Raw genomic sequence first — 19,983 nt, 5'->3', positions numbered from 1 at the left:
CCGCGTCCCGAACGGAACGTTGGGGACGTTGAGTGTCGCCAACGACGCGTATGAGACATCCTCGCCGAGGCCACGTCACCTTGAATGAGAAAACCTCAGTGCGGCCGAATCGCCGATCCGGCGGGCTACGAGCGGCGGCGCGGCTTCCCGCGTTTGCCGCCCTTCGGCGCGGCGCCGCGGCCCCGGTTCCCGCCGGGAGACCCGCCCGTTCGCTTGCCCGCCGCGGCTTTTCGTCCGTCCACATCGGACTTCTTCGGTTTCGTCGGCGCGGGGGAGGGCGCCTGCCTGCCGCGGGTGCTGTTGACGGTCCGGCCGCGGACGACGCCGATGAACTGCTCCATCAGGTCGGTGGTCTCCTCGTCCGGCCACGACAGCGCGACGCGCGACTGCGGGGCGTCGGTGACGGTCCGGTAGGTCAGGTCCCGGCGGTGGTGCAGCCGGGCCAGCGACTGCGGGACGACGAGCAGGCCCACCCCCGCCGCCACGAGTTCGACGGCGGCCGCGGTCGTGGCGGGCCGCTCGATCGCGGGCCGTCCCGGTGACCGGTCCCAGTCGAGGGTGTCGTCGAGGGGACGCAGCACGACGTCGTCGGCCAGGTCCGGGGTGGACACCTCGTCGGCCGCCGCGAGCAGGTGATCCTTCGGCACGACGACCACGGTGGTCTCGGTGTAGAGGGGGATCGCGTGCAGGCCGGTGCGGTCGATCGGCAACCGCAGCAGCGCGGCGTCGGCGCCGCGGTCCCGTACCAGGGCGGCCGCGTCCGCGGCGGGCACCCCGGACAGCTCCAGTGGCACCGCGGGGTAGCGCTCCTGCCAGATCCGCACCCACTTGCCGGGGAGAACCCCCGGGACGTAGGCGAGGTGGAAGGAGGCGGGGACGTCCGGGCCGGTCACCGGGCCAGACTACCGGGCGTGATCGGCGGCGGGCACGGTCGTTACCCTTGGCGGATGACGTCGCCCAAGACCACCCAGACGATGAAGCCCGCGACGGCGGCGAAGAAGCTGGGCGTGTACCTCGAAGCCACCCCCGCCGAGTTCCAGGAGGGTGTCGTCTCGCGCGACGAGCTGAACGCGCTGCAGGCCGACCCGCCCGAGTGGCTGACCGAACTGCGCCGCAACGGCCCGCATCCCCGGCCGGTCGTCGCGGCGAAGCTGGGGATCTCCATCGGCGGCCTCGCCAGGGGCGGGATCACCGACCCGCTCACCACCGAGCAGATCGAAGCGCTGAAGGCGGAGAGCCCCGAGTGGCTGGAACGGGAGCGCGCCACCCAGGCCGAGGTCCGCAAGGAGGCCAAGCGGCTCAAGGAGAAGGACGCCTGACCCCGTCCCGCACGCGGCTGACCAGGCCTCTAGGATTCCGCGGGTGACCGCCTACGACGACGCCTTCGAGCACCTGGACGCCTCGACCCTGCCCGAGCGCCAGCAGCGGATCCTGGTGGTGATCCGGGACTGGGTGGTCCGGCACGGGTACGCGCCGAGCACCCGGGAGATCGGGGACGCAGTCGGGCTGCGGTCCTCCTCGTCGGTGTCGAAACACCTGGCGAGCCTGGAAGACCGCGGTTTCCTGCGGCGCGGCAGCACGGTGGCGCGGCCGATGGACGTCCGGGCGTTCCTGCACGAGCCCTCGGCGCGCGAGACCGGTGAGAACTCGGTGAGCGTGCCCGTGGTCGGCGACATCGCGGCGGGCACGCCGATCTCCGCCGAGGAACACGTCGACGACGTGCTGACGCTGTCCCGCGACCTGACCGGGCGTGGCACCGTTTTCGGCCTGCGCGTGCGCGGCGACTCGATGATCGACGCGGCGATCTGCGACGGCGACATCGTCGTGGTGCGCCAGCAGAACGAGGCCCATTCGGGGCAGATCGTCGCCGCGATGATCGACGGCGAGGCCACGGTCAAGGTGTACCGCCGCCGCAATGGCCACGTCTACCTCGAACCGCGCAACCCCGCCTACGAGGTCATCGACGGTGACACCGCGGTGGTGCTGGGCACCGTCGTCTCGGTGCTGCGCAGCGTCTGATCCGTCCTGTTCGGACGGACGACCGCGCCGCCTCAGCTCCGCGTCCCCGCCTCCGGCCGGTCGGCGCCCTGCTCGGGCACGGGCCGGACGTCGTCCATGATCCGGTCGGCGTACTTGTCGAGCATCCGGGTGCCGACGTGCTGCGCGTAGCCGAGCAGCACCGACCACAGCAGCAGCGCCGCCTGCGAGCCGATGCAGACGATGCCGTGCGCCAGCCCGGCGCTGAAGGCCAGCAGCCCGACCACCGCCAGCGTCGCGCCGAACAGCACCTTGATCAGCGCCTGGTATCCGGTCAGCACGTACGGCGTCACCTCGGGACGCCGCCGGATCAGCAGGACCACGACCGACAGACCGGCCCCGAGCGTGCCGAACATCTGCGCCAGCCAGACGTCCCAGCCCGTCGGCACGCTTCCCCCGCTGGGACACACCACCTTGGCCGGTCCGGACTCCTGTTCCTGGATGCACAGCGGCACCAGGCCGGGCCGGACGAGGCCGAGGACGCCGAGCACGGTGTTGAGGACGAACAGCGCCACGGTCGCGAGCACGAGCTTGTTGCGCAGCGCGCGGGCTGCGGCGTGCGCGTCGTCGGAGGCGTCGAAGGCGGCGCGGAGCGCGTCCACCACGACCGCGCGGTCGGCGGCGGTGACCGCGCCGGACAGGTCCAGCTCGTAGAGCGCCTTCCAGCGCGGGTCGTCCGACGAGAGGTAGACCTCGATCCGCGCCCGCAGCCCGGGCAGCCTGCCCGCCAGTTCGGGGTCGATCGAGATCGCGGCGATCTCGGCTTCGTGCAGCGCCCGCCAGGCGCGTTCGATGTGCCAGCCCGACCACCACGACGCCACCGACCACCACCGGCGTGGCGCGCCCCGCAGGGCCGCGTCCACCACCGCCAGCGACGCGAACGCCGCGTGCCGGGCGTGCTCGGTGCCCGGCACGCCCTCGTACGCCGCGAGATCGGCGCGCACGCGGCGGGCCCGTGACTCCACGGTGAGCTGCCAGTCGGCGCCCTCGGCCCCGAACACCGGGCCCACCAGCCGATCCTCGACCATCGTCATCACCTCGTGGTCGAGCATCGCAGCGATCGGGCGGTGCCCGTGTCGACCAAACGTGCGATCAGCGGGCCCGCTGTCGATCACGGGGCGCAACGGGGCGGGGGCCCGTGGTATCCCTTCCGCGAGGATTCGTCCATCCCGACCTCGCACGGGATGGCCGGGTCGAGGAGGTTGGCCCACACGAACCCGTCCGTCGAGTGGTTCTGCATGCCGATGGCGTGGTCCGGGCCCGCCGCCCAGACGTTGCCGACGATGCTCAGGTGCTGGACGTCGTCGATCATCACCGCCTGCGAGCCGATCAGGGTCTCGCAGTAGTTGCCGAAGAACATCCAGTATTCGGAGACGCCCTTGCCGCTGCCGTCCCCTGCTTCGGAGTGCGGTCCCTCGGCCATCAGGCACATGTTGTCGATGTGCTCGCACCGGTTGCCCGCGATCAGCACGTGGCGGCTGGCCACGTGGTCGTCGTCGGTGGCGAAGGTCTGCATGCAGTCGGCGTGCGCGCCGGTGCTGTTGTCGGTGTGCGAGATGCGGTTGCCCAGGATCTTCGCGCCGTCGCCGAAGAACCGCAGGCCGTCCCCGTCGCCCCCCTGCGGCGCGGTGATGGTGTTGTCCCGGATGGTGACGTTGACGCCGCGGGCGTCGATCCCCGGCGCGGACGGCCGGTCCAGCGCGAATCCCGTCACGACGACGTTGTCCGCGCGGACGTCGATCCCGCGCACCCACCGGCCGTCGCCGGTGTAGGTCACCGGCCGGTCCGGGGTGCCGCCCTTGGTGATCCTCAGGCGTTGCCCGCTCTGGGCGGCGTCGACGCAGACGACGTCGCCCGGCTGGGCCGCGTCCATCGAACGCTGGCCGGTGACGTGCCGGGTGCAGGCGGGCGCGGCGCCGGGCGCGCCGTGCGCCGCCGAGCACGCGAACGGCAGCGCCAGCACGGCGATCGCCGCCGCGCGCCCGAGCATCGTCTTGGTGGTCATCGGCGCTCCAGGGTGATTCCGGTGTTCACCGCCGGGAACCTAGTCACGCCGGGGCGGGAGGGCTCCCGGCGTGACCGTGGATGATCGCGGCCTCAATCGCGCTTCGCGGTCCGGCCGCCGTATTCGAGCATCGTGATCCGTCCCCGCGCGTCGCGGAGGAACCGGCCCGCGCGGCTCCTCGGGTCTGCCGCGCGGGTGACGATGTCTCCGCCGTCTTCGTCGAGGAACGCGATCTCGAACGCGGGCGGCACCGCGGCGTCGGCGTCACCGGTGAAGACCAGCCGCGCCAGCAGGGCGGCGCCGGACACCGTGACGTCGATGGCCAGATCCCCGGTCCGGTACCGCCCGGCGTACTCGGCCAGCCGCTCGACCGGCTTCGCCAGCGTCGGCCGCGCCGGCATCCGGGGCACGCCGGCGAGGTTCTCGACGCACCAGTCGACGATCCGGGGGCCGAGCGCCGCGCCGCCGCCGCTGTTGGTGAGCACCGTAATCGCCATCCCCGCGCCGGGCAGCGTGACGAACTCCGACACCTGGAGGAAGCCGACGTTGCCGCCGTGCCGGACCACCTCGGTGTCGCCGTGCCGCGTCCGCAGCCAGCTCAGCCCGACCTCCTCGATGGGCAGCGCGGCCGGGCGCTGCGGGCGCCACATCGCTTCCCTGGTCGCGTCGCCGAGCGGCGGTGTCCCGCTCGTCTCGCCGGTCAGGAAGAACCGCGCCCACCGCAGCTGGTCGCGGGCCGAGGACCACAGGCCACCGGCCGGTCCACCGGCCCGGCCAAGGCCGACGCGATGCTCGACGGCGGCCACCCCGTCGCGCACCGCGTGCCCGGTGACGTGGTCGCGGGTGAGCACCTCCCACGGCAGGAACACCGAATCGCGCATCCCCAGCGGTTCCAGCAGCCGGGTGCGGACGACGTCCTCGAAGGGCGCGCCCGCGAGTACCTCGGCCAGCCTGCCCGCGAGGACGAACCCGGTGTTGCTGTAGGAGAACACCTCCCCGGGCGGGAAGGACTGGGGCAGTTCGGCGAACCGGCCGACAGCGGCTTCCAGCGCGTCGTCGCCCCAGCCGGTTTCCAGGTCGCGGTCGCCGAGGAAGCCCGCGGTGTGGGTCAGCAGGTGCCGGGCGGTGATCTCCTTGCGCGCCACCGGATCCGCCAGCTCCAGTTCGGGCAGGTAACGCACGACGGGTTCGTCGAGGTCCAGCACGCCGTCCTCGGCCAGCGCCAGCAGTGCCGCGGCGGTGCAGGTCTTCGTGGTCGACCCGATCATGAACAGGGTGTCCTCGCGGACCGGCCGCCCGGACCCGAGGTTGGTCACCCCGGTGGTCAGCACCGTTTCCTCGCCCTCGCGCAGAATGCCGACCACCGCCCCCGGCACCGCGGTCTCCCGCGCGGCCTCGTCGAGCAGGGTCTGGAGTTCCGGATAGCGTGCCGTCATCGGGGTCGTCCTTCACGTCCGTCCGGCCGTGCGGCTCGGGTGGTCAGCGTGGTCACGGCCACGGTAGCGAGCGCGCCGCCCCTGGCGGCCCGTACGGCGTTCCCAAATCCGCCCGCCGAATTCGTCGGCGCGTACGAAGCGGGCGGAATGCTCCATTGTGGACGGTGTGGTGGTCAGTGCCGGCGACGGCGGAGGTGGAGGACGGTGAGCGTCACCGCGACGAGGGCGGCGAGCACACCGGCGAACAGGAACGTCCGGCCGAGCCCGGCCGCGCCGATCACCGGCTGCGCGATCAGCGGTGAGGCGAACTGGCCGAGGAACAGCGCCGAGGTGAGCAGCCCGAGCGCCCTGGTGCGCGTGCCGGGGGAGACGGAGGCGACCACCCAGCCGTTGACGGTCGGGTTCTGCAGGCCGATTCCCACGCCGACCACGAGCATCCCGATCCCGAACGTCCACAGTGTACTCGACGAGCCGATCAGCAGGAGCCCGGCGGCGAAGGCGGCGAACATCCCGATGGCCAGCGGCCGGAAGTCCCAGCGCGCGCGGATCCGCCGGAAGTTCAGGCCCACCAGCGTCATCACGAGGTTGACCGCGGCGATCGACACCCCCGCGACGACCGGGCCCGCCCCGCTCACCTCGGCCAGCCAGAACGGCGCCTGGGTCGGCACGGTGTAGAACACGACGACGCCGAGGAAGGTCAGCGCGTACAGCCCGAGCAGCCGGGGCTTCCACGGCGAGGCGCCGCCGGGCTCCTCGGTGCCGGTCTGCCGGACCTCCGCCTCCGGGACGAAGCGGAGCACCAGGACCAGCAGCGGCACGGCCAGCAGGTAGACCGCGAACGGGCCCCGCCAGCTCAGCGCGGCCAGCAGGCCGCCCAGCAGCAGCGCGACCACACCGCCGAAGCCCATCGCCGCGCCCTGCAGGCCCAGCACCCGGCCGTGTTCCTCGGTGGGATGGTGATCGGCGAGCAACGCGGTCGAGGTCGTCATCACGCCCGCGATGCCGACGCCGAGCAGCACCCGCCCGGTGAGCAGCGCGGGCAGCGAATCGAGCACCAGGCCCGAGCCGCCGCCGACGGTGTACAGCACCAGGCACAGCAGCAGCACGCGCACTCGGCCGATCCGCGCGCCGAGCCGGGCCAGCAGCGGCGCGGCGATCATGATCGCCAGCCCCGGCAGGGTCAGTACCAGCCGCACCAGGAGTTCGGCGTGCGGCACCCCGGCGAAGTGCCGTTCCATCCCCGGCAGCGCCGGGGTGATCGTGGCGCTGGCCATGATGGTCATCGTGCTGACCCCGAGCAGCGTCGCCAGCAGGGCTTTCGGTGGTCGCCGTGTCCCGGCGGCAGTCGTGGTGGTCATGGTGACGACGCTAGAACCTCAACAATTGTTAAGGTCAATCTCCATGAGGTCCGAGTCACACGAGAGCGAACCGGGGCCGCTGCCGGGCGAGCTGACCGTCGGCCAGCTCGCCCGCCGCAGCGGGGTCTCCGTTTCCGCCCTGCACTTCTACGAGCGGCAGGGCCTGATCACCAGCAGGCGCACCAGCGGCAACCAGCGCCGCTACCGGCGGGAGGCGCTGCGCCGGGTCGCGCTGGTGAAGATCGCCCACCACGTCGGGATCCCGCTGGCCGAGGTGCGCGAGGCGCTGGCGCTGCTCCCGGACAACCGGCTGCCGACCCGGCGCGACTGGGAACGGCTCGCCGAGCACTGGCACGCCCGGCTCACCGCGCGCATCCACCGGCTCACCCAGATCCGCGACAGGTTCACCGACTGTGTCGGCTGCGGCTGCCTGTCCATCGACCGGTGCCGCAGTGCCAACCCGGACGACGTGCTGGCCACCGAGGGCTGCGGCCCACGACGGCTGCTCGAACCGGGCGTGCTGCCGATGGACCTGTGACCACGTGGGTCAGCCGGTCCGGGGCAGCGTGCGGGTGAAGAAGGCGGTGACCGCCTGCTCGTAGCGGGCGGGGTCGGAGTTCCACGACTCGACGTGTCCGGCGCCGGGGAACTCGTGGTACTCCACCGGCCACTGTGTTTTCCTTGCCGTGTCGACGAAAACGCGGTCCATGTCCACCGGGGCCTCCTGGTCCGCGGCACCGGCGAACAGCAGCGTCGGCGGCTTCGTGGCCGGTGGGTGGCCGATCAGGTCCAGGCGGTTCATGTCGACGCCGGTGCGCCACCGGATCACCTGGTTGGTCAGCCACGCCATCGGGCCGGGCGCGCCGTTGTTCCTGGCGGTGAAGTCGCCGACCATCGGCATGCTGAGCAACGGCGAATCGAGCAGCACCGCGTCCACGGTGCCCGCCAAGGAGGAGCGGGCAAGGAACTGGCCGACGATCTGCCCGCCCATCGAACCGCCGTAGAGCACGATCCGCCGGGCGCCCTGGCCCTGCGCGTAGCGGACCGCCGATTCCACGTCCCGGTACTCGGAATCGCCGTAGTGCATCAGCCCGTCCTCGGACGCGGGCGCCCCCTCGTCGTTCCGGTAGGTGATCGCGAGCACCGGCAGGCCGAGCCGGTGCAGGGCCGGGGTGGCGAGCATGGCGTTGCGCCGCCCGTTCTGGCCGTGCACCGCGATCACCCAGGTCGAGGCGGCTGGACCGGTCGCGGGGACGTACCACGCGGGGGCGGGGCCGAGTTCGGTCGGCACCGCGACCTCGGTGTAGTCCAGCCCGTACGAGGTTTTCGGGTCGGCCATCATCACGCCGGTCACGGTGACCGTCGTCCCGGCCGAGGGCGCCGGGCCGCGCAGGATCGGACGCTCCACCGACGTCGGCGACTCGGCGGTGAGGTCGCCGATGGTCGCTTCCGTGCCGTCCCAGAGCATCCGGAACGTGCCGTGCCGCCGGGAGTACCTGCCGGGCGAGCCGATCACCACGGTCGTGCCGGCGCCGGCACGCTTCACCGCGAGCACGACGTCGGAGTGGTCGGGGTGGGTGTAGTACTGGTGGTCGGGTTCCACCGCGAGATCGCTGACCCGCCAGGCGAGCACGAAGGCCCCGCCGAGCACGAGCACCAGCAGCACCGCGAGCACGATCAGCACGATCCGGCGCCGCTTCCGCCGGGGCTTCGGCGCGGTTTCCTCGTCGATCTCCTTGGTGTCCATGGAAAATCCCCCTTGGTGACGGCTATTTCCGGGTGCCGTCGAGAACCCGCTCCACGGTTCGCGCGCACAGCGCGCGGAAATCCTGCTCGCTCAGCCCGATCCGGCCACCGAGGTAGAACTGGACCAGCCCCACGACCGGCATGGTGACGGCGAGCGTGATCTCGATGGGGTCGCCGGGCCGCAGCAGTCCCTCGCGGATGGCCTGCTCGACGGCTTCGAGTACCGGGGAGAACGCGGGTGAGGAGCCGTCCCGGAAGTCCTCCGGGAACCTGCGCGCCTCGTCGCGCCGGTCCGTCAGCAGAAACCGGTACAGATTCGGCTTGCCCAGCGCGAAATCGAGGAAGTCCTCGCTCAGGCGGTGAAGCCGGGTCTCCAAGTCGCCGGCCCCGGCGTGGTGGCCCCAGTCCCGGCCGATCTCCGCGAACGCGTCGTCGGCCACCTTGCGCAGCAGGGCCTCACGATTCGGGTAGTGGCGGTAGGTCGCCATCGCGGTGACCCCGGCCGCCGCGGCCACCCGGCGCATCGTCACGGCCTGCGCGCCCTCCTTCACCAGGATGGCCAGCGCCGCCGCCGCGATCCGTTCGGCCGTTCCCGCGTCGCCCATGTCTACACCGTACACGTCGGTGTCTACGCTGTACACAACCCCTGGTCGCGACGTCGTCAGTCCTGGTCGCGGCGCCAGGTCGACGGGCTGACACCGCGGACGCGTTTGAACGCCACACTGAAGGCGAACGCGTTCTCGTAGCCGACTTCGCGGGCCACGGCGGCGACCGTCGCCTCGGTGTCGCGCAGCAGATCGGCGCCCAGTGCCATCCGCCAGCCGGTGAGGTAGGTGAGCGGCGGCTCGCCGACCCGGCCGGTGAAGCGGGCGGAGAAGGCGGCGCGGGACATCCCGGCCTTCGCGGCCAGCCCGGCGACCGTCCACGGATGGGCGGGATCGGCGTGCAGCAGGCGCAGCGCGGCACCGATCGCCGGATCGGCCAGTGCCCCGTACCAGGAGGGGAGCGCCGTCTCCGCGTCGGCGCACCACGCGCGCAGCGCCAGCACGAGCACGAGATCGAGCAGCCTGCCGAGGACCGCGTCCTGCCCCGGCTCGTCCAGGGCGACCTCGGCGGCGAGCAGGTCCAGCGCGGCGCGGGTCCGCGGCCCGGCCGGGACGACCGCCAGCGGCGGGAGCATCTCCAGCAGGCGCTCGGCGACGTCACCGTGGAGCTCGTAGGAACCGCGGAGCAGCACCGTGGCGCCCGGCAGGCCGTCGCCGTAGCTACGCGGGGCCAGCTCCTGGTTGGCGCGCACCACGTCCGTGCCGCCGAGGAAGTACTTCCGCCCGGCACGGATCTCCACCTCGGGTGGGGTGGCCGGATCGTCGGCGACGGTGTACCGGCCGGTGCCCCGGACGAGGGCGAGGTCGCCGGCGGCGAGCCGGACCGGCGTGGCGTCCTCGAACCGGATCGACGCGTGCCCGCCGAGCGTGGCCACCACCGCGAGCGGCGGGGCGTCCGCGTAGGTCAGCGACCACGGCGGCCGCCGGATCAGCTGGTGGGCCACGGAGGTGCGGGCGCGGGCTCGGTGCAGCAGGTCGCTCAGGACGTCCACCCGGTCACGCTAGACGATGACAAAGGAATCCGCGACGTTCTCCCATGGATCGTCCTGGCTGCCGGGAGTTGGCTGGAGCACGGTTCTTTTCGTCCCAGAAACAGGAGTTGTCCATGCCACGAACGATCGCGGTGTTCGGCGCGGGCCCCGGCCTCGGCCAGGCCGTCGCCCGCCGGTACGGCCAGGCGGGCTACGACGTCGTCCTCGTCGCCCGCCGCGCGGCCCCGCTGGAGCGGTTCGCCGAGAAGCTTTCCGCCGAGGGCATCACCACCCACGTCGTCACCGGCGACCTTTCCGACACCGCTTCCGTGCCGGCGCTCGCCGAACGGATCCGCGCGAAGGCCGGACATCCCGACGTCCTCTACTACGGGCCCGCGCCCGCGGACCCGGGGTTCGTCCCGGCCGTCACGCTGGACCCGGAGCGAGTGCGGGACCTCATGCCGATGACGCTCTACACGCTGCTCGCGCTGGTCGGGGAGTTCCTGCCCGCCATGCTCGAACGGGGCGAAGGCGCCGTGCTCAGCGCCCAGGGCGCCGCCGCCATGCGGGGCCTGCCCGGGATGACCGGCTGGCCGCCCGCACTGGCCGCGCAGCGGCACTATCTCCAGTCCCTCGCCGCGGAGGTCGCGGACCGGGGTGTCCACGTCGGCATGCTCTACATCGGGGCATACATCGTGGGCAGCGCGGCCGCGGAGCAGCGGGTGGCCGAGGACGCGGGCGGCCCGGCGCGGGAGCAGCCCGCCGCCGATCCCGCCGAGCTGGCCGAGCTGCTCTGGACCATGCACTCCACCGGGAACCCGCGCGAGAAGCTCGTTCCCGAGCACTTCTTCGACGGCTGGTGAGCCGGTGGCCGCTCCCGCCGGTGAGTGTCCACTGAGGACTCACCGGGGGAGCGGCCCGCCCTTCACTTGTGGCCGGGCACCGGTGCCCCTATCGTTCGGCGGTGTCCGGTTCCGAGTCCATGGAGTCACCATGACCGCCGATCCGCCGCACCTGCCGCCGACCGACGAAGCCCTCGACGAACTGACCGATTCCCTGACCGCCCGTTTCCCGGCGACCAGGGACGAGGTCGCGGCGATCGTGCGCCGCGCCTACGAACAGGTCAGCGCCGACTCCCCGGTCGACGCGTACCTCGTACACCTGACCGAAGGGAAGGCCGGCGACGAGCTGCGCGCCCGCTATCCGGCCCACCACTAACGGAGGGCCTCAGTTGTTGACGCGTTCGAGCAGCGCGAACAGGTTCTCCCAGTGCCGTTGCTCGGCCGCCTCGTTGTAGGCGGCCGTGTCGGACATGGTGTACCCGTGGTCCGCGCCCTCGTAGAGCTCCGAGCGGTAGGTGACGCCCGCTTCGTCCAGCGCGGCCTCGAGGACCTTGATCTGCTCGGCGGTCATCGCGTGGTCCTTGTCGGCGTGGCCGAAGTACACCTCGCCGGTGATGCCACCGAGCCGCAGGTGCGGGCTGTCCGGCGCGTCGGTGACGAGGTGGCCCCCGTGGAAGCTCGCGGCGGCGTTGACCCGCCCGGGCAGCGCCGAGATCACCCGCAGCGCGTTCGTGCCGCCCATGCAGTAGCCGGTGATCGCGACCGGTCCGTCGGCGACGCCCTCCTGTGCGGTGAGGAAGTCGAGGTACTTCTCCGCGTCCCGGGTGATCGTGTCGGTGTCGAGCGCCTGGATCAGCGGCATGATCCGGCCGAAGAGTTCCTCACGCTTGGTCGCGTCCGCGAGCGCGGTCATGTCGATCTCCGGCTGCTTTCCGCCCCGATAAAGGAGATTCGGGGCGAGCACGGCATATCCGGCGCCCGCGATCCGCTCCGCCATCTCCTCGATCCGCCGCCGCAGCCCGAACGCGTCCGGGAAGAGCAGCACGCCGGGGTGCGGCCCGCCGTCGGGCACCACCAGGTACGCGTCGGCGGTCCCGTCCGCGGCCGGGACGTCCACCATCGTCTTGCGCATTTCGCCAGTACTCCCCAATTGCTTGTCGGCAGTGTGCACCGGCCAGCCTAGCCCCGATCCGATCATCGGGTGGGTGGCGAACCGCGAAGGTCCACTTCCGCCGGCATCGTCCGAATCGTGTCCACTGTGGACTGTCAGGGGCGGGGTGGCCGGTGCAGCGCCCGGGTGTCCACCGTGTCGGCCATGGCGCGCAGGCCGGTGTCGTTCGGGTGGACGTGGTCGCCGCTGTCGTAGGCGGGGAGCAGCCGGTGCGGGTCGGCGGGGTCGCGCAGGGCGGCGTCGAAGTCGATCACGCCGTCGAACGCGCTGTACGCGCCGGAGCCGCGGATCCAGGTGTTCACCTGGCCCCGGATCCGCTCGTTGACGGGATCGAGCTTGCCGTTCGGGGTGATGGTGCCGCCGAAGATCGCGACCCCGCGCGCGTGCGCCGCGCGCACCAGGGTGTGCAGACCGGCTATCAGCTGGTCCGCGGTCAGCGGGCGGCCAGGATGTACGCCGTGCCCGCCACCGCCGAGGTCGTTCGTGCCTTCCAGGAGGATCACGCTCCGGACGCCGGGCTGCGCGAGCGTGTCGCGGCCGAACCGGGCCAGCGCGTTGACCCCGAGGTTGATCCGGCCGTCGCTGGCGAAACCGGCGTCGGTGAGCACGCGGTTCCCGCCGATGCCCTCGTTGACCACCGACAGCCGTTCGTGCGGCGGCCCGGCGGCGAGGCGGCGGGCGAGCACGTCCGGCCAGCGCCGGTTGGCGTCCTTGGTGGTCGCGCCGCCTTCGGTGATGGAGTCGCCGAACGCCACGACCGTGCCGCCCGCGGCGGTGGTGGACACGTCGAGACCCTCCAGGAAGAACGTGGAGGTCGTCTTGTCCGGGTACGCCGCGGCGCCGTCCTCGGTGCTGTGATCGCCGGGAGCGGACAGGTAGCTGGTCTGGTTCGCCCAGCCGTGCCAGGTCGCGGGACCGGTCGGGGTGGGCAGGTAAAGGCTGACCACGACGTCGGCGCCGTCGCCGACGCGGAGCGGCACCGGGTCGCTGGTGGCCTGCCCGCCCGGCGGGATGGTGAGGTCCGGTCTGCCGTCGAAGGTCACCGTTCGCCGGGTTTCCGGCACCGTGGCGGCGCCGTCCGCGCGCAGCGCGACCATGGCGGTCCCGATGTCGAGCGGCACCGTTCCGTACACATTGGACAGTCGGATGCGGACGGCGGTGCCCGCGACGGCGGTGTGCGCGACCAGGCGCAGGGTCCGGTCGGCGAAGCCGGTGGCGGAGATCCCGGCGCTGCCCGGCGGTCCCATCGAGGCGGCCCAGCCGCCCACCCAGGTGTCTCGCCGGTGGTGTCCCGCGGCCGCGTCCTCGCCCGCGGCGCCGGGTGGTCCGGTCAGGGAGGCGGCGAGCACGCCGAGGACGACGACGGTCGCGGCGGGGCCGCGCAGGCGATGGATCCAACGCATGGTCTCTCCCGGGGTCGAGCTATCGGCCGGAGATACATCGGATGTCTAGTCCACAAGCTACGGTTGGATGCGCGGAGGAGTCAAGGGTCCGTCGAGGTTCTCCGGTCATACATCCGATGACCGGCGGCGTGCTGGGCCGGACCTGGAAATGATCGGAAACGGGAAACCCGTGGTCATCGATGCGCGGCGGCGGCACAGTTGATCGTGCCGGTGAAAGAAACTCCCGTACAGCGAACGCTTCCGGCTACGGCGGGAAGCCCGGGTCCGCAGGAGTGGTCATGCGTATTGTGCTGACGCCCAAGGCGTTGTTCCGCATCGTGGTGTGGTGCGTGGTGATCGCGTGCCTGGCCGGTGCCGGGGTTGGAGCCAGGGCACGGCCGGAGCCCGCCCCGGCGCCGGCGCCCGCCGTCGCTCCACAGTAGACACCCGAAACAGACACCCGGAACAGGAGACACCCGAAGGCCCGGGCCGGTCGACGGACGACCGGCCCGGGCCACGGGATCGGCGGGGATCAGACCAGGTCGAACCGGTCGGCGTTCATGACCTTGACCCACGCGGCGACGAAGTCGTGCGCGAACTTCTCCCGCGCGTCGTCGGTCGCGTAGACCTCGGAGACGGCACGCAGTTCGGAGTTCGAGCCGAACACGAGGTCCACCCGGCTGGCGGTCCACTTGAGCTCACCGGTGGCGCGGTCCCGGCCCTCGAAGGTTTCCGGGTCCGTGCCCGACTCCGCCACCGGGGTCCACTCGGTGGCGATGTCGAGCAGGTTCACGAAGAAGTCGTTGGTCAGCGTCTCCTTCTTCGCGGTGAACACGCCCAGCGGCGACTGCTGGTGGTTCGCGCCGAGGACACGCAGGCCGCCCACGAGGACGGTCATCTCCGGCGCGCTCAGCGTCAGCAGGTTCGCGCGGTCGATCAGCAGGTACTCCGACGGCATCCGGTTGCTCTTGCCGCGGTAGTTGCGGAACCCGTCGGCGGTGGGCTCCAGCGGGGCGAAGGACTCCGCGTCGGTCTGCTCCTGCGTGGCGTCGGTGCGGCCCGGCGTGAACGGCACCGTCAGCTCGACACCGGCGTTCTTCGCGGCCCGCTCGACGGCGGCGCCGCCGGCGAGCACGATGAGGTCGGCCAGCGAGATCTTCTTGCCCCCGGTCTGGGCGCCGTTGAAGGACTGCTGGATGCCCTCCAGGGTGCTCAGCACCTGGGTCAGCGTGGCGGGGTCGTTGACCTCCCAGTCACGCTGCGGCTCGAGGCGGATGCGCGCGCCGTTCGCGCCGCCGCGCTTGTCGCTGCCGCGGAAGGTCGAGGCCGACGCCCACGCGGTGGAGACCAGCTGCGCGATCGACAGGCCCGAGTCGAGGACCTTGGCCTTCAGCTCGGCGACGTCCGCGTCGGAGACCAGCTCGTGGTCCACCGCGGGGACGCGGTCCTGCCAGATCAGCTCCTCCTGCGGAACCAGTGGCCCGAGGTAGCGCTGGATCGGGCCCATGTCGCGGTGCGTCAGCTTGAACCAGGCGCGGGCGAAGGCGTCCGCGAACTGGTCCGGGTTCTCGTAGAAACGCCGCGAGATCTGCTCGTAGACCGGGTCGAACCGCAGGGCCAGGTCGGTGGTGAGCATGCCGGGCGCGCGGTTGAGCTTGCCGTCTTCGGGGTCCGGGACGGTGTTGCGCGCCTTGCCGTCCTTCGGCGTCCACTGCTGGGCGCCCGCCGGGCTCCTGGTCAGCTCCCACTCGTACTCGAACAGGTTGTGGAAGAACCAGTTGCTCCACTGGGTCGGCGTCGGGGTCCAGGTGACCTCGGGACCGCCGCCGATCGTGTCGCGGCCCTTGCCGCTGCCGAAGCTGCTCTTCCAGCCGAGGCCCTGCTCCTCCAGCGGCGCGGCCTCGGGCTCCGGGCCGACGTGCGCGTCGGCGTCGCCCGCGCCGTGGGTCTTGCCGAACGAGTGCCCGCCCGCGATGAGCGCGACGGTCTCCTCGTCGTTCATCGCCATGCGCCGGAACGTCTCGCGGATGTCACGCGCGGCCGCGAGCGGGTCCGGGTTGCCGTTCGGGCCCTCGGGGTTGACGTAGATGAGCCCCATCTGGACCGCCGCGAGCGGCGCTTCCAGGTCGCGGTCACCGGTGTAGCGCTCGTCGCCGAGCCAGGTGCGCTCGGGGCCCCAGTAGACGTCCTCGTCCGGCTCCCACACGTCCGCGCGGCCACCGGCGAAGCCGAAGGTCTTGAAGCCCATGGTCTCCAGCGCGCGGTTGCCCGCGAAGATCATCAGGTCGGCCCACGAGATCTTGCGGCCGTACTTCTTTTTCACCGGCCAGAGCAGACGGCGGGCCTTGTCCAGGTTCACGTTGTCCGGCCAGCTGTTCAGCGGCGCGAAGCGCTGCATGCCGGCGCCCCCGCCCCCGCGGCCGTCGTCGATGCGGTAGGTGCCGGCGCTGTGCCACGCCATCCGGACCATCAGGCCGCCGTAGTGCCCGAAGTCGGCGGGCCACCAGTCCTGCGAGGTGGTCAGCAGCGCGTCGACGTCGGCGGCCAGCGCGTCGAGGTCGAGGGTCTTGAACTCGGCGGCGTAGTCGAAGTCCTCGCCCATGGGGTTGGCCACGGCCGGGTGCTTGCGCAGGATCTTCAGATTGAGCTGGTTCGGCCACCATTCACGGTTGCTCCCGCCCTCGGTCGGGTGCTTGAAGCGCCCGGCGGAGACCGGGCAACCGCCCGCGCTCTCCTCGTTCAACTCGCCAACAACGGCGTCAGGGCTGTCAGACACGGGAATCCTTCCAGGATCGGGGAGCGGGTGCTCAGGAACTGGTTGCGGTGGAACAGGCGGGGCACAGGCCCCAGTAGATGACCTCGGCCTCGTCGATGGTGAAGCCGTGATCGTCGTCGGCGGTCAGACAGGGCGCGGAACCCACGGCGCAATCGACGTCCTCGATCGCACCACATGACCGGCACACGACGTGGTGGTGGTTGTCCCCGATCCGTGACTCGTACCGTGCTACCGAACCGGCCGGCTGGATGCGCCGCACCAGACCGGCCGCGGTCAGCGCGCGGAGCACGTCGTAGATGGCTTGGTGGGAGACCTCGCCGAGGTCCTCCCGCACGGCGCCGATGATGGAATCGGTGTCGGCGTGCGGATGGCCGTACACCGCGGTCAGCACCGCCACGCGAGGACGTGTCACGCGCAGCGCGGCGCCGCGCAGCATGTGTTCGTAGTCCGAAGTCGTGGGCACGGACGAAGTCTCGCCCATTTTCTTGAATGAATCAAGTTGACGCGCCGAAGAGGTGAATGTGGACACCCGGTTCGCCGGGGTCGCGCGAGTCCACTGTCGACCGTGGGACCCGACACGGTGCCGATATCGGGCGTTGGAGGTCAGGCGCACTCGCGGGCGAGGGCTTCGCCGAGCGCGCGGGCCCCTTCCGGGAAGGCGCCGGGATGCGGACCGGCGTAGCTGAGCCGGAGGAACTGCCCGGCCGGTTCCGCCGGGAACCATTCGTCGCCCGCGCCGACGACCACCCCGGCCGCGTGGCACTCCCGGACGATCCGGCCCAGATCGACGCTGTCCGGCAGCCGGGCCCAGAGGTTCAGCCCGCCCTGGGGCACCAGGTCCAGCCGCGCCTGCGGCGCGTGCTCGCGGAGACTCGCGACGAGCAGGTCCCGCCGCGTGGTGAGCTGCTGGCGGAGCCGGCGGAGATGGGTGTGCCAGCCGGGCTGGGTGACGACGTCGAGCGCGACCGCCTGCAGCACGCCGCTGACGTACATCGACTCCGCCTGGGTGTCGGCCAGGATGCGGTTGCGTGCCGGGCCGCGCGCGATCAGCCCGGCGACGCGGACCGCGAGGGAGACGCTCTTGCTCAGCGAGCGGAGGTAGACCACGTGCCCGCCGTCGTCCCGCGCGGCGACCGGGTGCGGGTCGGCGGTCATCCCGAAGTCGTGCGCCGAGTCGTCCTCGACCAGGAACGCGCCGTGCCGCCGGACGGTGTCCATGACCCGCTCGGCCAGTTCCGGTGTCCACTGCGCACCGGTCGGGCTGGCGAAGTTCGGCTGGGCGTAGAACGCGCGTGCGCCGGTCTGTTCGAACGCGCGCGCCAGCGCGTCGGGATCGGGACCGGCCGAGCCGCTCGGCACCGGGACGAGGTCGACGCCGGTCTGCGCGGCGGCCAGGATCGCGCCCCAGTAGGTCGGTGATTCCACGAGCAACGGCCGCCCGGTCCCGACGAGCGCGCGGAACGCGGTCAGCAGCCCGCTCTGGCTCCCCGGGACGACCACGACGTCGCTGGGCGCGGCCGGGGTGATCTCGGCAGGCGTCGCCGCGGCGAGTTCCGCGGCGAACCAGGCCTGCAGTTCCGGGAGCCCCGCGGCCGGTGGCCTGCTGACCAGCGCGTCGGTCCGCGCCACCCGGGTGAACGCCGCGCGGACCAGCCGCTCCGGCACCAGTTCCCGGTCGGGGTACCCCGAGTGCAGGGCGAGCACGTCGTTCGGGACGGACTGCAGCGAGGCGGGCAGGTGCGCGACCCGGTGGTTCGGCGAGCCGAGCGCCGCGGTCTGCCAGCCGTAGTCGTGCGGGCGGGCGGTGCGGACCGCGCGGACGAACGTCCCGACGCCGGGCCGGCTCTCCACGGCGCCCTGCGCGATCAGCGCGCGCAGGGCCTTCTGCACGGTGACCGGGCTCGCGCCGTGCTGCTTGACCAGGGACCGCGTCGACGGCAGCCGCGCGCCCGGCGGGGCGGTGGCGATCCACTGCCGCAGTGCGGTGGCGATCCGGGCGGAGCTGCTATCGTCGAACATGACACAACAGAGTAGCGCTACTCTCCCGCGCCGGCTGGCGCTATCCCCGTCCCACGCCGGCCTCTGGTGGGGCCTGGCCGGGGTCGGGGCGTTCTCCTTCACCGTCCCGTTCACCCGCGTCGCGGTCCAGGACGGCGGGATGTCGCCCCTTTTCGCCGGATCCGCCCGCGCGGTCGTCGCCGCGCTGCTGGCGGCCGTGGCGCTGGCCTGCACGAGACAGCGCCTGCCCCGTGGTGTCCACTGGGGACGGTTGGCGATCGTCGCGGGCGGGGTGGTCGTCGGCTTTCCGGTACTGACCTCCTACGCGCTGACCACCGCGCCCGCCGGTCACGGTGCCGTCGTGATCGCCCTGCTGCCCTCGGCGACCGCGATGGCGGCCGTGCTCCGCGGGCGCGAGCGGCCGCCGAGGTCGTTCTGGGTCACGGCGATAGCGGGCGCGGCCGCCGCCGTCGGGTTCGCCGCGCTGCAGGGAGGCGGGCTCAGCGGGCTGCACTGGTCCGATCTGCTGCTGTTCGGCGCGGTCGTCGCGGCCGCCGTCGGCTACGCGGAAGGCGGGCTCCTCGCGCGCGAACTCGGCGCCTGGCAGACCGTGTCGTGGGCGCTCGTGCTCGCCTCGCCGCTGATGGTCGTCCTTTCCGGGGTCGCGATGGCCCAGCGGCCGCTCGGCGGTACGACGGCGGGGGAGTGGGCCGCGTTCGCCTACCTGGCCGTGGTGAGCATGTTCCTCGGTTTCTTCGCCTGGTACCGCGGGCTCGCGATCGGCCCGATGTCGCGGGTCAGCCAGGTCCAGCTCGTCCAGCCGGTGCTGACCCTCAGCTGGGCCGCGCTGTTCCTCGGCGAGCGGCTCACCTGGCCGACCGTCCTCGGCGGCGTCGCGGTGATCGGCTGCGCCGGGTTCGCCGTGCGCGCGCGGCTGGGGCGGGCCGAGCCCGTGCGCGAGAACTGAGGCGCGGATCAGGCGTGCCGCCGGAAGGCGCGTTCGACGTCGGCGCGTGTGACCGGCGGCGCCGGGACCTCGACCGGCCCGCCGGTCGCCAGGCCGTTGAGGAAGACCGCGATCTGGCGTCGCGCCAGGTGTTCCCCGTCCGGGCCGTGGGGCAGCGGGTGGGTGACCAGCGAGCAGAAGGCGATGAGATCGGTGGCGTTGACCGGTGCGCGGATCCCGCCGTCGGCCCTGCCCGCCGCGAGGAAGGCTTCCAGCCTCCGGTTGATCGACTCGCGTGCCTCGATCGCGGGAGGAGTCACCAGCGGCGGCGCGCCCCGCAACGGCAGGACCAGCTGGTCGCTCATGGCGAGTGAGCCGGTCAGGTACCGCGCGATCGCGTCCAGGCCGGACAGGCCCTCGCGCTCGATGTCGTCAAGGAGGTCGTTGAGCAGGCCGTACGCGCGGTGTTCCAGGGCCCGCAACAGGGCGTCGCGGTCGGGGTAGCTGCGGTAGAGGGTGCCGACGCCGACGCCCGCCTCGGCCGCGATGGTGGCCAGCGGGACCGCGCGGCCCTCCCGGTACATCGCGGTGACGGCGGCCGCGAGGAGCCGGCGGCGGTTGGCCTCCGCGTCACTGCGGGCCTTGCGCGGGCCGGGCATCGGCTCTCCTTCGCGGGACGGAACGGACCTGGACGGTGCCGGTGATCGTAG

At 72.3% G+C, this 19,983-nt stretch carries 21 protein-coding genes; 7 read left to right on the top strand and 14 right to left on the bottom strand.

The features are described 5' to 3' along the window. Positions 1 to 125: 125 nt before the first annotated feature. Complete coding sequence (locus ABD987_RS00500) at positions 126 to 893, bottom strand: LysR family substrate-binding domain-containing protein (protein ID WP_345385590.1); 768 nt, start codon at positions 891 to 893, stop codon at positions 126 to 128. Positions 894 to 947: 54 nt separating this feature from the next. On the opposite strand from ABD987_RS00500, the gene ABD987_RS00495 reads away from it, so the two are divergent. Together ABD987_RS00495 and lexA are read left to right on the top strand one after the other, a co-directional pair. Beyond that, positions 948 to 1,319: a DUF5997 family protein gene (locus tag ABD987_RS00495; protein WP_345385588.1), complete on the top strand. Its 372-nt coding sequence runs from the start codon at positions 948 to 950 to the stop codon at positions 1,317 to 1,319. A 43-nt stretch (positions 1,320 to 1,362) separates the two neighbouring features. Then, a complete protein-coding gene (gene lexA / locus ABD987_RS00490) occupies positions 1,363 to 2,019 on the top strand; it encodes a transcriptional repressor LexA (RefSeq protein WP_345385585.1) in 657 nt (218 codons plus the stop codon). Positions 2,020 to 2,051: 32 nt separating this feature from the next. Here lexA and ABD987_RS00485 read toward each other — a convergent pair whose 3' ends face one another. From ABD987_RS00485 to ABD987_RS00470, 4 genes are all read right to left on the bottom strand, one after another. Next, on the bottom strand, positions 2,052 to 3,089 hold the full coding sequence (locus ABD987_RS00485) for a hypothetical protein (protein WP_345385583.1): 1,038 nt from the start codon (positions 3,087 to 3,089) through the stop codon (positions 2,052 to 2,054). 59 nt (positions 3,090 to 3,148) lie between these two features. Further along, a complete protein-coding gene (locus ABD987_RS00480) occupies positions 3,149 to 4,042 on the bottom strand; it encodes a right-handed parallel beta-helix repeat-containing protein (protein ID WP_345385581.1) in 894 nt (297 codons plus the stop codon). Positions 4,043 to 4,134: 92 nt separating this feature from the next. Beyond that, on the bottom strand, positions 4,135 to 5,478 hold the full coding sequence (locus ABD987_RS00475; protein ID WP_345385579.1) for a serine hydrolase domain-containing protein: 1,344 nt from the start codon (positions 5,476 to 5,478) through the stop codon (positions 4,135 to 4,137). A gap of 173 nt (positions 5,479 to 5,651) precedes the next feature. Continuing rightward, positions 5,652 to 6,836, bottom strand: a complete 1,185-nt coding sequence (locus tag ABD987_RS00470) for an MFS transporter (RefSeq protein ID WP_345385577.1) — start codon at positions 6,834 to 6,836, stop codon at positions 5,652 to 5,654. A 43-nt stretch (positions 6,837 to 6,879) separates the two neighbouring features. Here ABD987_RS00470 and soxR point away from each other — a divergent pair, with 43 nt between their 5' ends. Next, positions 6,880 to 7,374: a redox-sensitive transcriptional activator SoxR gene (gene soxR, locus ABD987_RS00465; protein WP_345385575.1), complete on the top strand. Its 495-nt coding sequence runs from the start codon at positions 6,880 to 6,882 to the stop codon at positions 7,372 to 7,374. 9 nt (positions 7,375 to 7,383) lie between these two features. Here the strand turns inward: soxR and ABD987_RS00460 are convergent, their stop codons facing one another. Genes ABD987_RS00460 through ABD987_RS00450 form a run of 3 tightly spaced genes read right to left on the bottom strand, consistent with a single transcriptional unit; the run spans position 7,384 to position 10,179 of the window. After that, positions 7,384 to 8,583 (bottom strand): alpha/beta hydrolase family protein, encoded by a 1,200-nt coding sequence (locus tag ABD987_RS00460; RefSeq protein ID WP_345385573.1) that lies wholly within the window; start codon positions 8,581 to 8,583, stop codon positions 7,384 to 7,386. A 22-nt stretch (positions 8,584 to 8,605) separates the two neighbouring features. Continuing rightward, complete coding sequence (locus ABD987_RS00455; RefSeq protein ID WP_345385571.1) at positions 8,606 to 9,187, bottom strand: TetR/AcrR family transcriptional regulator; 582 nt, start codon at positions 9,185 to 9,187, stop codon at positions 8,606 to 8,608. A gap of 56 nt (positions 9,188 to 9,243) precedes the next feature. Beyond that, entirely contained in the window at positions 9,244 to 10,179 is a 936-nt protein-coding gene (locus ABD987_RS00450) for an AraC family transcriptional regulator (protein ID WP_345385569.1), read from the bottom strand. 113 nt (positions 10,180 to 10,292) lie between these two features. Here ABD987_RS00450 and ABD987_RS00445 point away from each other — a divergent pair, with 113 nt between their 5' ends. After that, positions 10,293 to 11,021 carry an SDR family NAD(P)-dependent oxidoreductase gene (locus ABD987_RS00445; RefSeq protein ID WP_345385567.1) on the top strand — a complete coding sequence of 243 codons (729 nt, stop codon included), beginning with the start codon at positions 10,293 to 10,295 and terminating at the stop codon, positions 11,019 to 11,021. Between the two features lie 130 nt (positions 11,022 to 11,151). Next, positions 11,152 to 11,376, top strand: a complete 225-nt coding sequence (locus ABD987_RS00440; RefSeq protein WP_345385565.1) for a three-helix bundle dimerization domain-containing protein — start codon at positions 11,152 to 11,154, stop codon at positions 11,374 to 11,376. 9 nt (positions 11,377 to 11,385) lie between these two features. Here ABD987_RS00440 and ABD987_RS00435 read toward each other — a convergent pair whose 3' ends face one another. After that, entirely contained in the window at positions 11,386 to 12,132 is a 747-nt protein-coding gene (locus ABD987_RS00435; protein ID WP_345385563.1) for a dienelactone hydrolase family protein, read from the bottom strand. A 134-nt stretch (positions 12,133 to 12,266) separates the two neighbouring features. Beyond that, positions 12,267 to 13,574 (bottom strand): SGNH/GDSL hydrolase family protein, encoded by a 1,308-nt coding sequence (locus tag ABD987_RS00430; RefSeq protein ID WP_345385561.1) that lies wholly within the window; start codon positions 13,572 to 13,574, stop codon positions 12,267 to 12,269. Between the two features lie 278 nt (positions 13,575 to 13,852). Here ABD987_RS00430 and ABD987_RS00425 point away from each other — a divergent pair, with 278 nt between their 5' ends. After that, positions 13,853 to 13,996 carry a hypothetical protein gene (locus ABD987_RS00425; protein ID WP_345385559.1) on the top strand — a complete coding sequence of 48 codons (144 nt, stop codon included), beginning with the start codon at positions 13,853 to 13,855 and terminating at the stop codon, positions 13,994 to 13,996. Between the two features lie 89 nt (positions 13,997 to 14,085). Here ABD987_RS00425 and katG read toward each other — a convergent pair whose 3' ends face one another. The 3 genes from katG to ABD987_RS00410 all read right to left on the bottom strand — a co-directional run bounded on the left by katG (position 14,086) and on the right by ABD987_RS00410 (position 18,348). Further along, on the bottom strand, positions 14,086 to 16,440 hold the full coding sequence (gene katG, locus ABD987_RS00420; protein WP_378213992.1) for a catalase/peroxidase HPI: 2,355 nt from the start codon (positions 16,438 to 16,440) through the stop codon (positions 14,086 to 14,088). Then, positions 16,361 to 16,792, bottom strand: coding sequence for a Fur family transcriptional regulator (locus ABD987_RS00415; protein ID WP_345385555.1), 432 nt, complete (start codon positions 16,790 to 16,792; stop codon positions 16,361 to 16,363). Before ABD987_RS00415 ends, katG begins: the two co-directional genes overlap by 80 nt. Positions 16,793 to 16,932: 140 nt before the next feature. Continuing rightward, a complete protein-coding gene (locus ABD987_RS00410) occupies positions 16,933 to 18,348 on the bottom strand; it encodes an aminotransferase-like domain-containing protein (protein WP_345385553.1) in 1,416 nt (471 codons plus the stop codon). On the opposite strand from ABD987_RS00410, the gene ABD987_RS00405 reads away from it, so the two are divergent. Further along, a complete protein-coding gene (locus ABD987_RS00405) occupies positions 18,347 to 19,294 on the top strand; it encodes a DMT family transporter (RefSeq protein ID WP_345385551.1) in 948 nt (315 codons plus the stop codon). The two genes, ABD987_RS00410 and ABD987_RS00405, sit on opposite strands and share 2 nt — an antisense overlap. 8 nt (positions 19,295 to 19,302) lie before the next feature. Here ABD987_RS00405 and ABD987_RS00400 read toward each other — a convergent pair whose 3' ends face one another. Further along, the gene (locus ABD987_RS00400; RefSeq protein WP_345385549.1) at positions 19,303 to 19,932 is read right to left on the bottom strand and encodes a TetR/AcrR family transcriptional regulator; all 630 of its coding nucleotides are present in this window, start codon (positions 19,930 to 19,932) and stop codon (positions 19,303 to 19,305) included. Positions 19,933 to 19,983 lie beyond the last annotated feature (51 nt).

The sequence above is a fragment of the Amycolatopsis samaneae genome (assembly GCF_039541975.1).
Lineage (GTDB): Bacteria > Actinomycetota > Actinomycetes > Mycobacteriales > Pseudonocardiaceae > Amycolatopsis > Amycolatopsis samaneae.
This window is presented reverse-complemented; position numbering and strand designations above follow the sequence as displayed.

Bases quoted from the DNA above. Each gene is read 5' to 3' on its own strand.
- ABD987_RS00495 (WP_345385588.1), top strand. From the start codon at position 948: ATGACGTCGCCCAAGACCACCCAGACGATGAAGCCCGCGACGGCGGCG.
- ABD987_RS00485 (WP_345385583.1), bottom strand. From the start codon at position 3,089: ATGCTCGACCACGAGGTGATGACGATGGTCGAGGATCGGCTGGTGGGC.
- ABD987_RS00480 (WP_345385581.1), bottom strand. From the start codon at position 4,042: ATGACCACCAAGACGATGCTCGGGCGCGCGGCGGCGATCGCCGTGCTG.
- ABD987_RS00475 (WP_345385579.1), bottom strand. From the start codon at position 5,478: ATGACGGCACGCTATCCGGAACTCCAGACCCTGCTCGACGAGGCCGCG.
- ABD987_RS00470 (WP_345385577.1), bottom strand. From the start codon at position 6,836: ATGACCACCACGACTGCCGCCGGGACACGGCGACCACCGAAAGCCCTG.
- soxR (WP_345385575.1), top strand. From the start codon at position 6,880: ATGAGGTCCGAGTCACACGAGAGCGAACCGGGGCCGCTGCCGGGCGAG.
- ABD987_RS00460 (WP_345385573.1), bottom strand. From the start codon at position 8,583: ATGGACACCAAGGAGATCGACGAGGAAACCGCGCCGAAGCCCCGGCGG.
- ABD987_RS00455 (WP_345385571.1), bottom strand. From the start codon at position 9,187: ATGGGCGACGCGGGAACGGCCGAACGGATCGCGGCGGCGGCGCTGGCC.
- ABD987_RS00445 (WP_345385567.1), top strand. From the start codon at position 10,293: ATGCCACGAACGATCGCGGTGTTCGGCGCGGGCCCCGGCCTCGGCCAG.
- ABD987_RS00440 (WP_345385565.1), top strand. From the start codon at position 11,152: ATGACCGCCGATCCGCCGCACCTGCCGCCGACCGACGAAGCCCTCGAC.
- ABD987_RS00435 (WP_345385563.1), bottom strand. From the start codon at position 12,132: ATGCGCAAGACGATGGTGGACGTCCCGGCCGCGGACGGGACCGCCGAC.
- ABD987_RS00430 (WP_345385561.1), bottom strand. From the start codon at position 13,574: ATGCGTTGGATCCATCGCCTGCGCGGCCCCGCCGCGACCGTCGTCGTC.
- ABD987_RS00425 (WP_345385559.1), top strand. From the start codon at position 13,853: ATGCGTATTGTGCTGACGCCCAAGGCGTTGTTCCGCATCGTGGTGTGG.
- ABD987_RS00405 (WP_345385551.1), top strand. From the start codon at position 18,347: ATGACACAACAGAGTAGCGCTACTCTCCCGCGCCGGCTGGCGCTATCC.
- ABD987_RS00410 (WP_345385553.1), bottom strand. From the start codon at position 18,348: ATGTTCGACGATAGCAGCTCCGCCCGGATCGCCACCGCACTGCGGCAG.
- ABD987_RS00400 (WP_345385549.1), bottom strand. From the start codon at position 19,932: ATGCCCGGCCCGCGCAAGGCCCGCAGTGACGCGGAGGCCAACCGCCGC.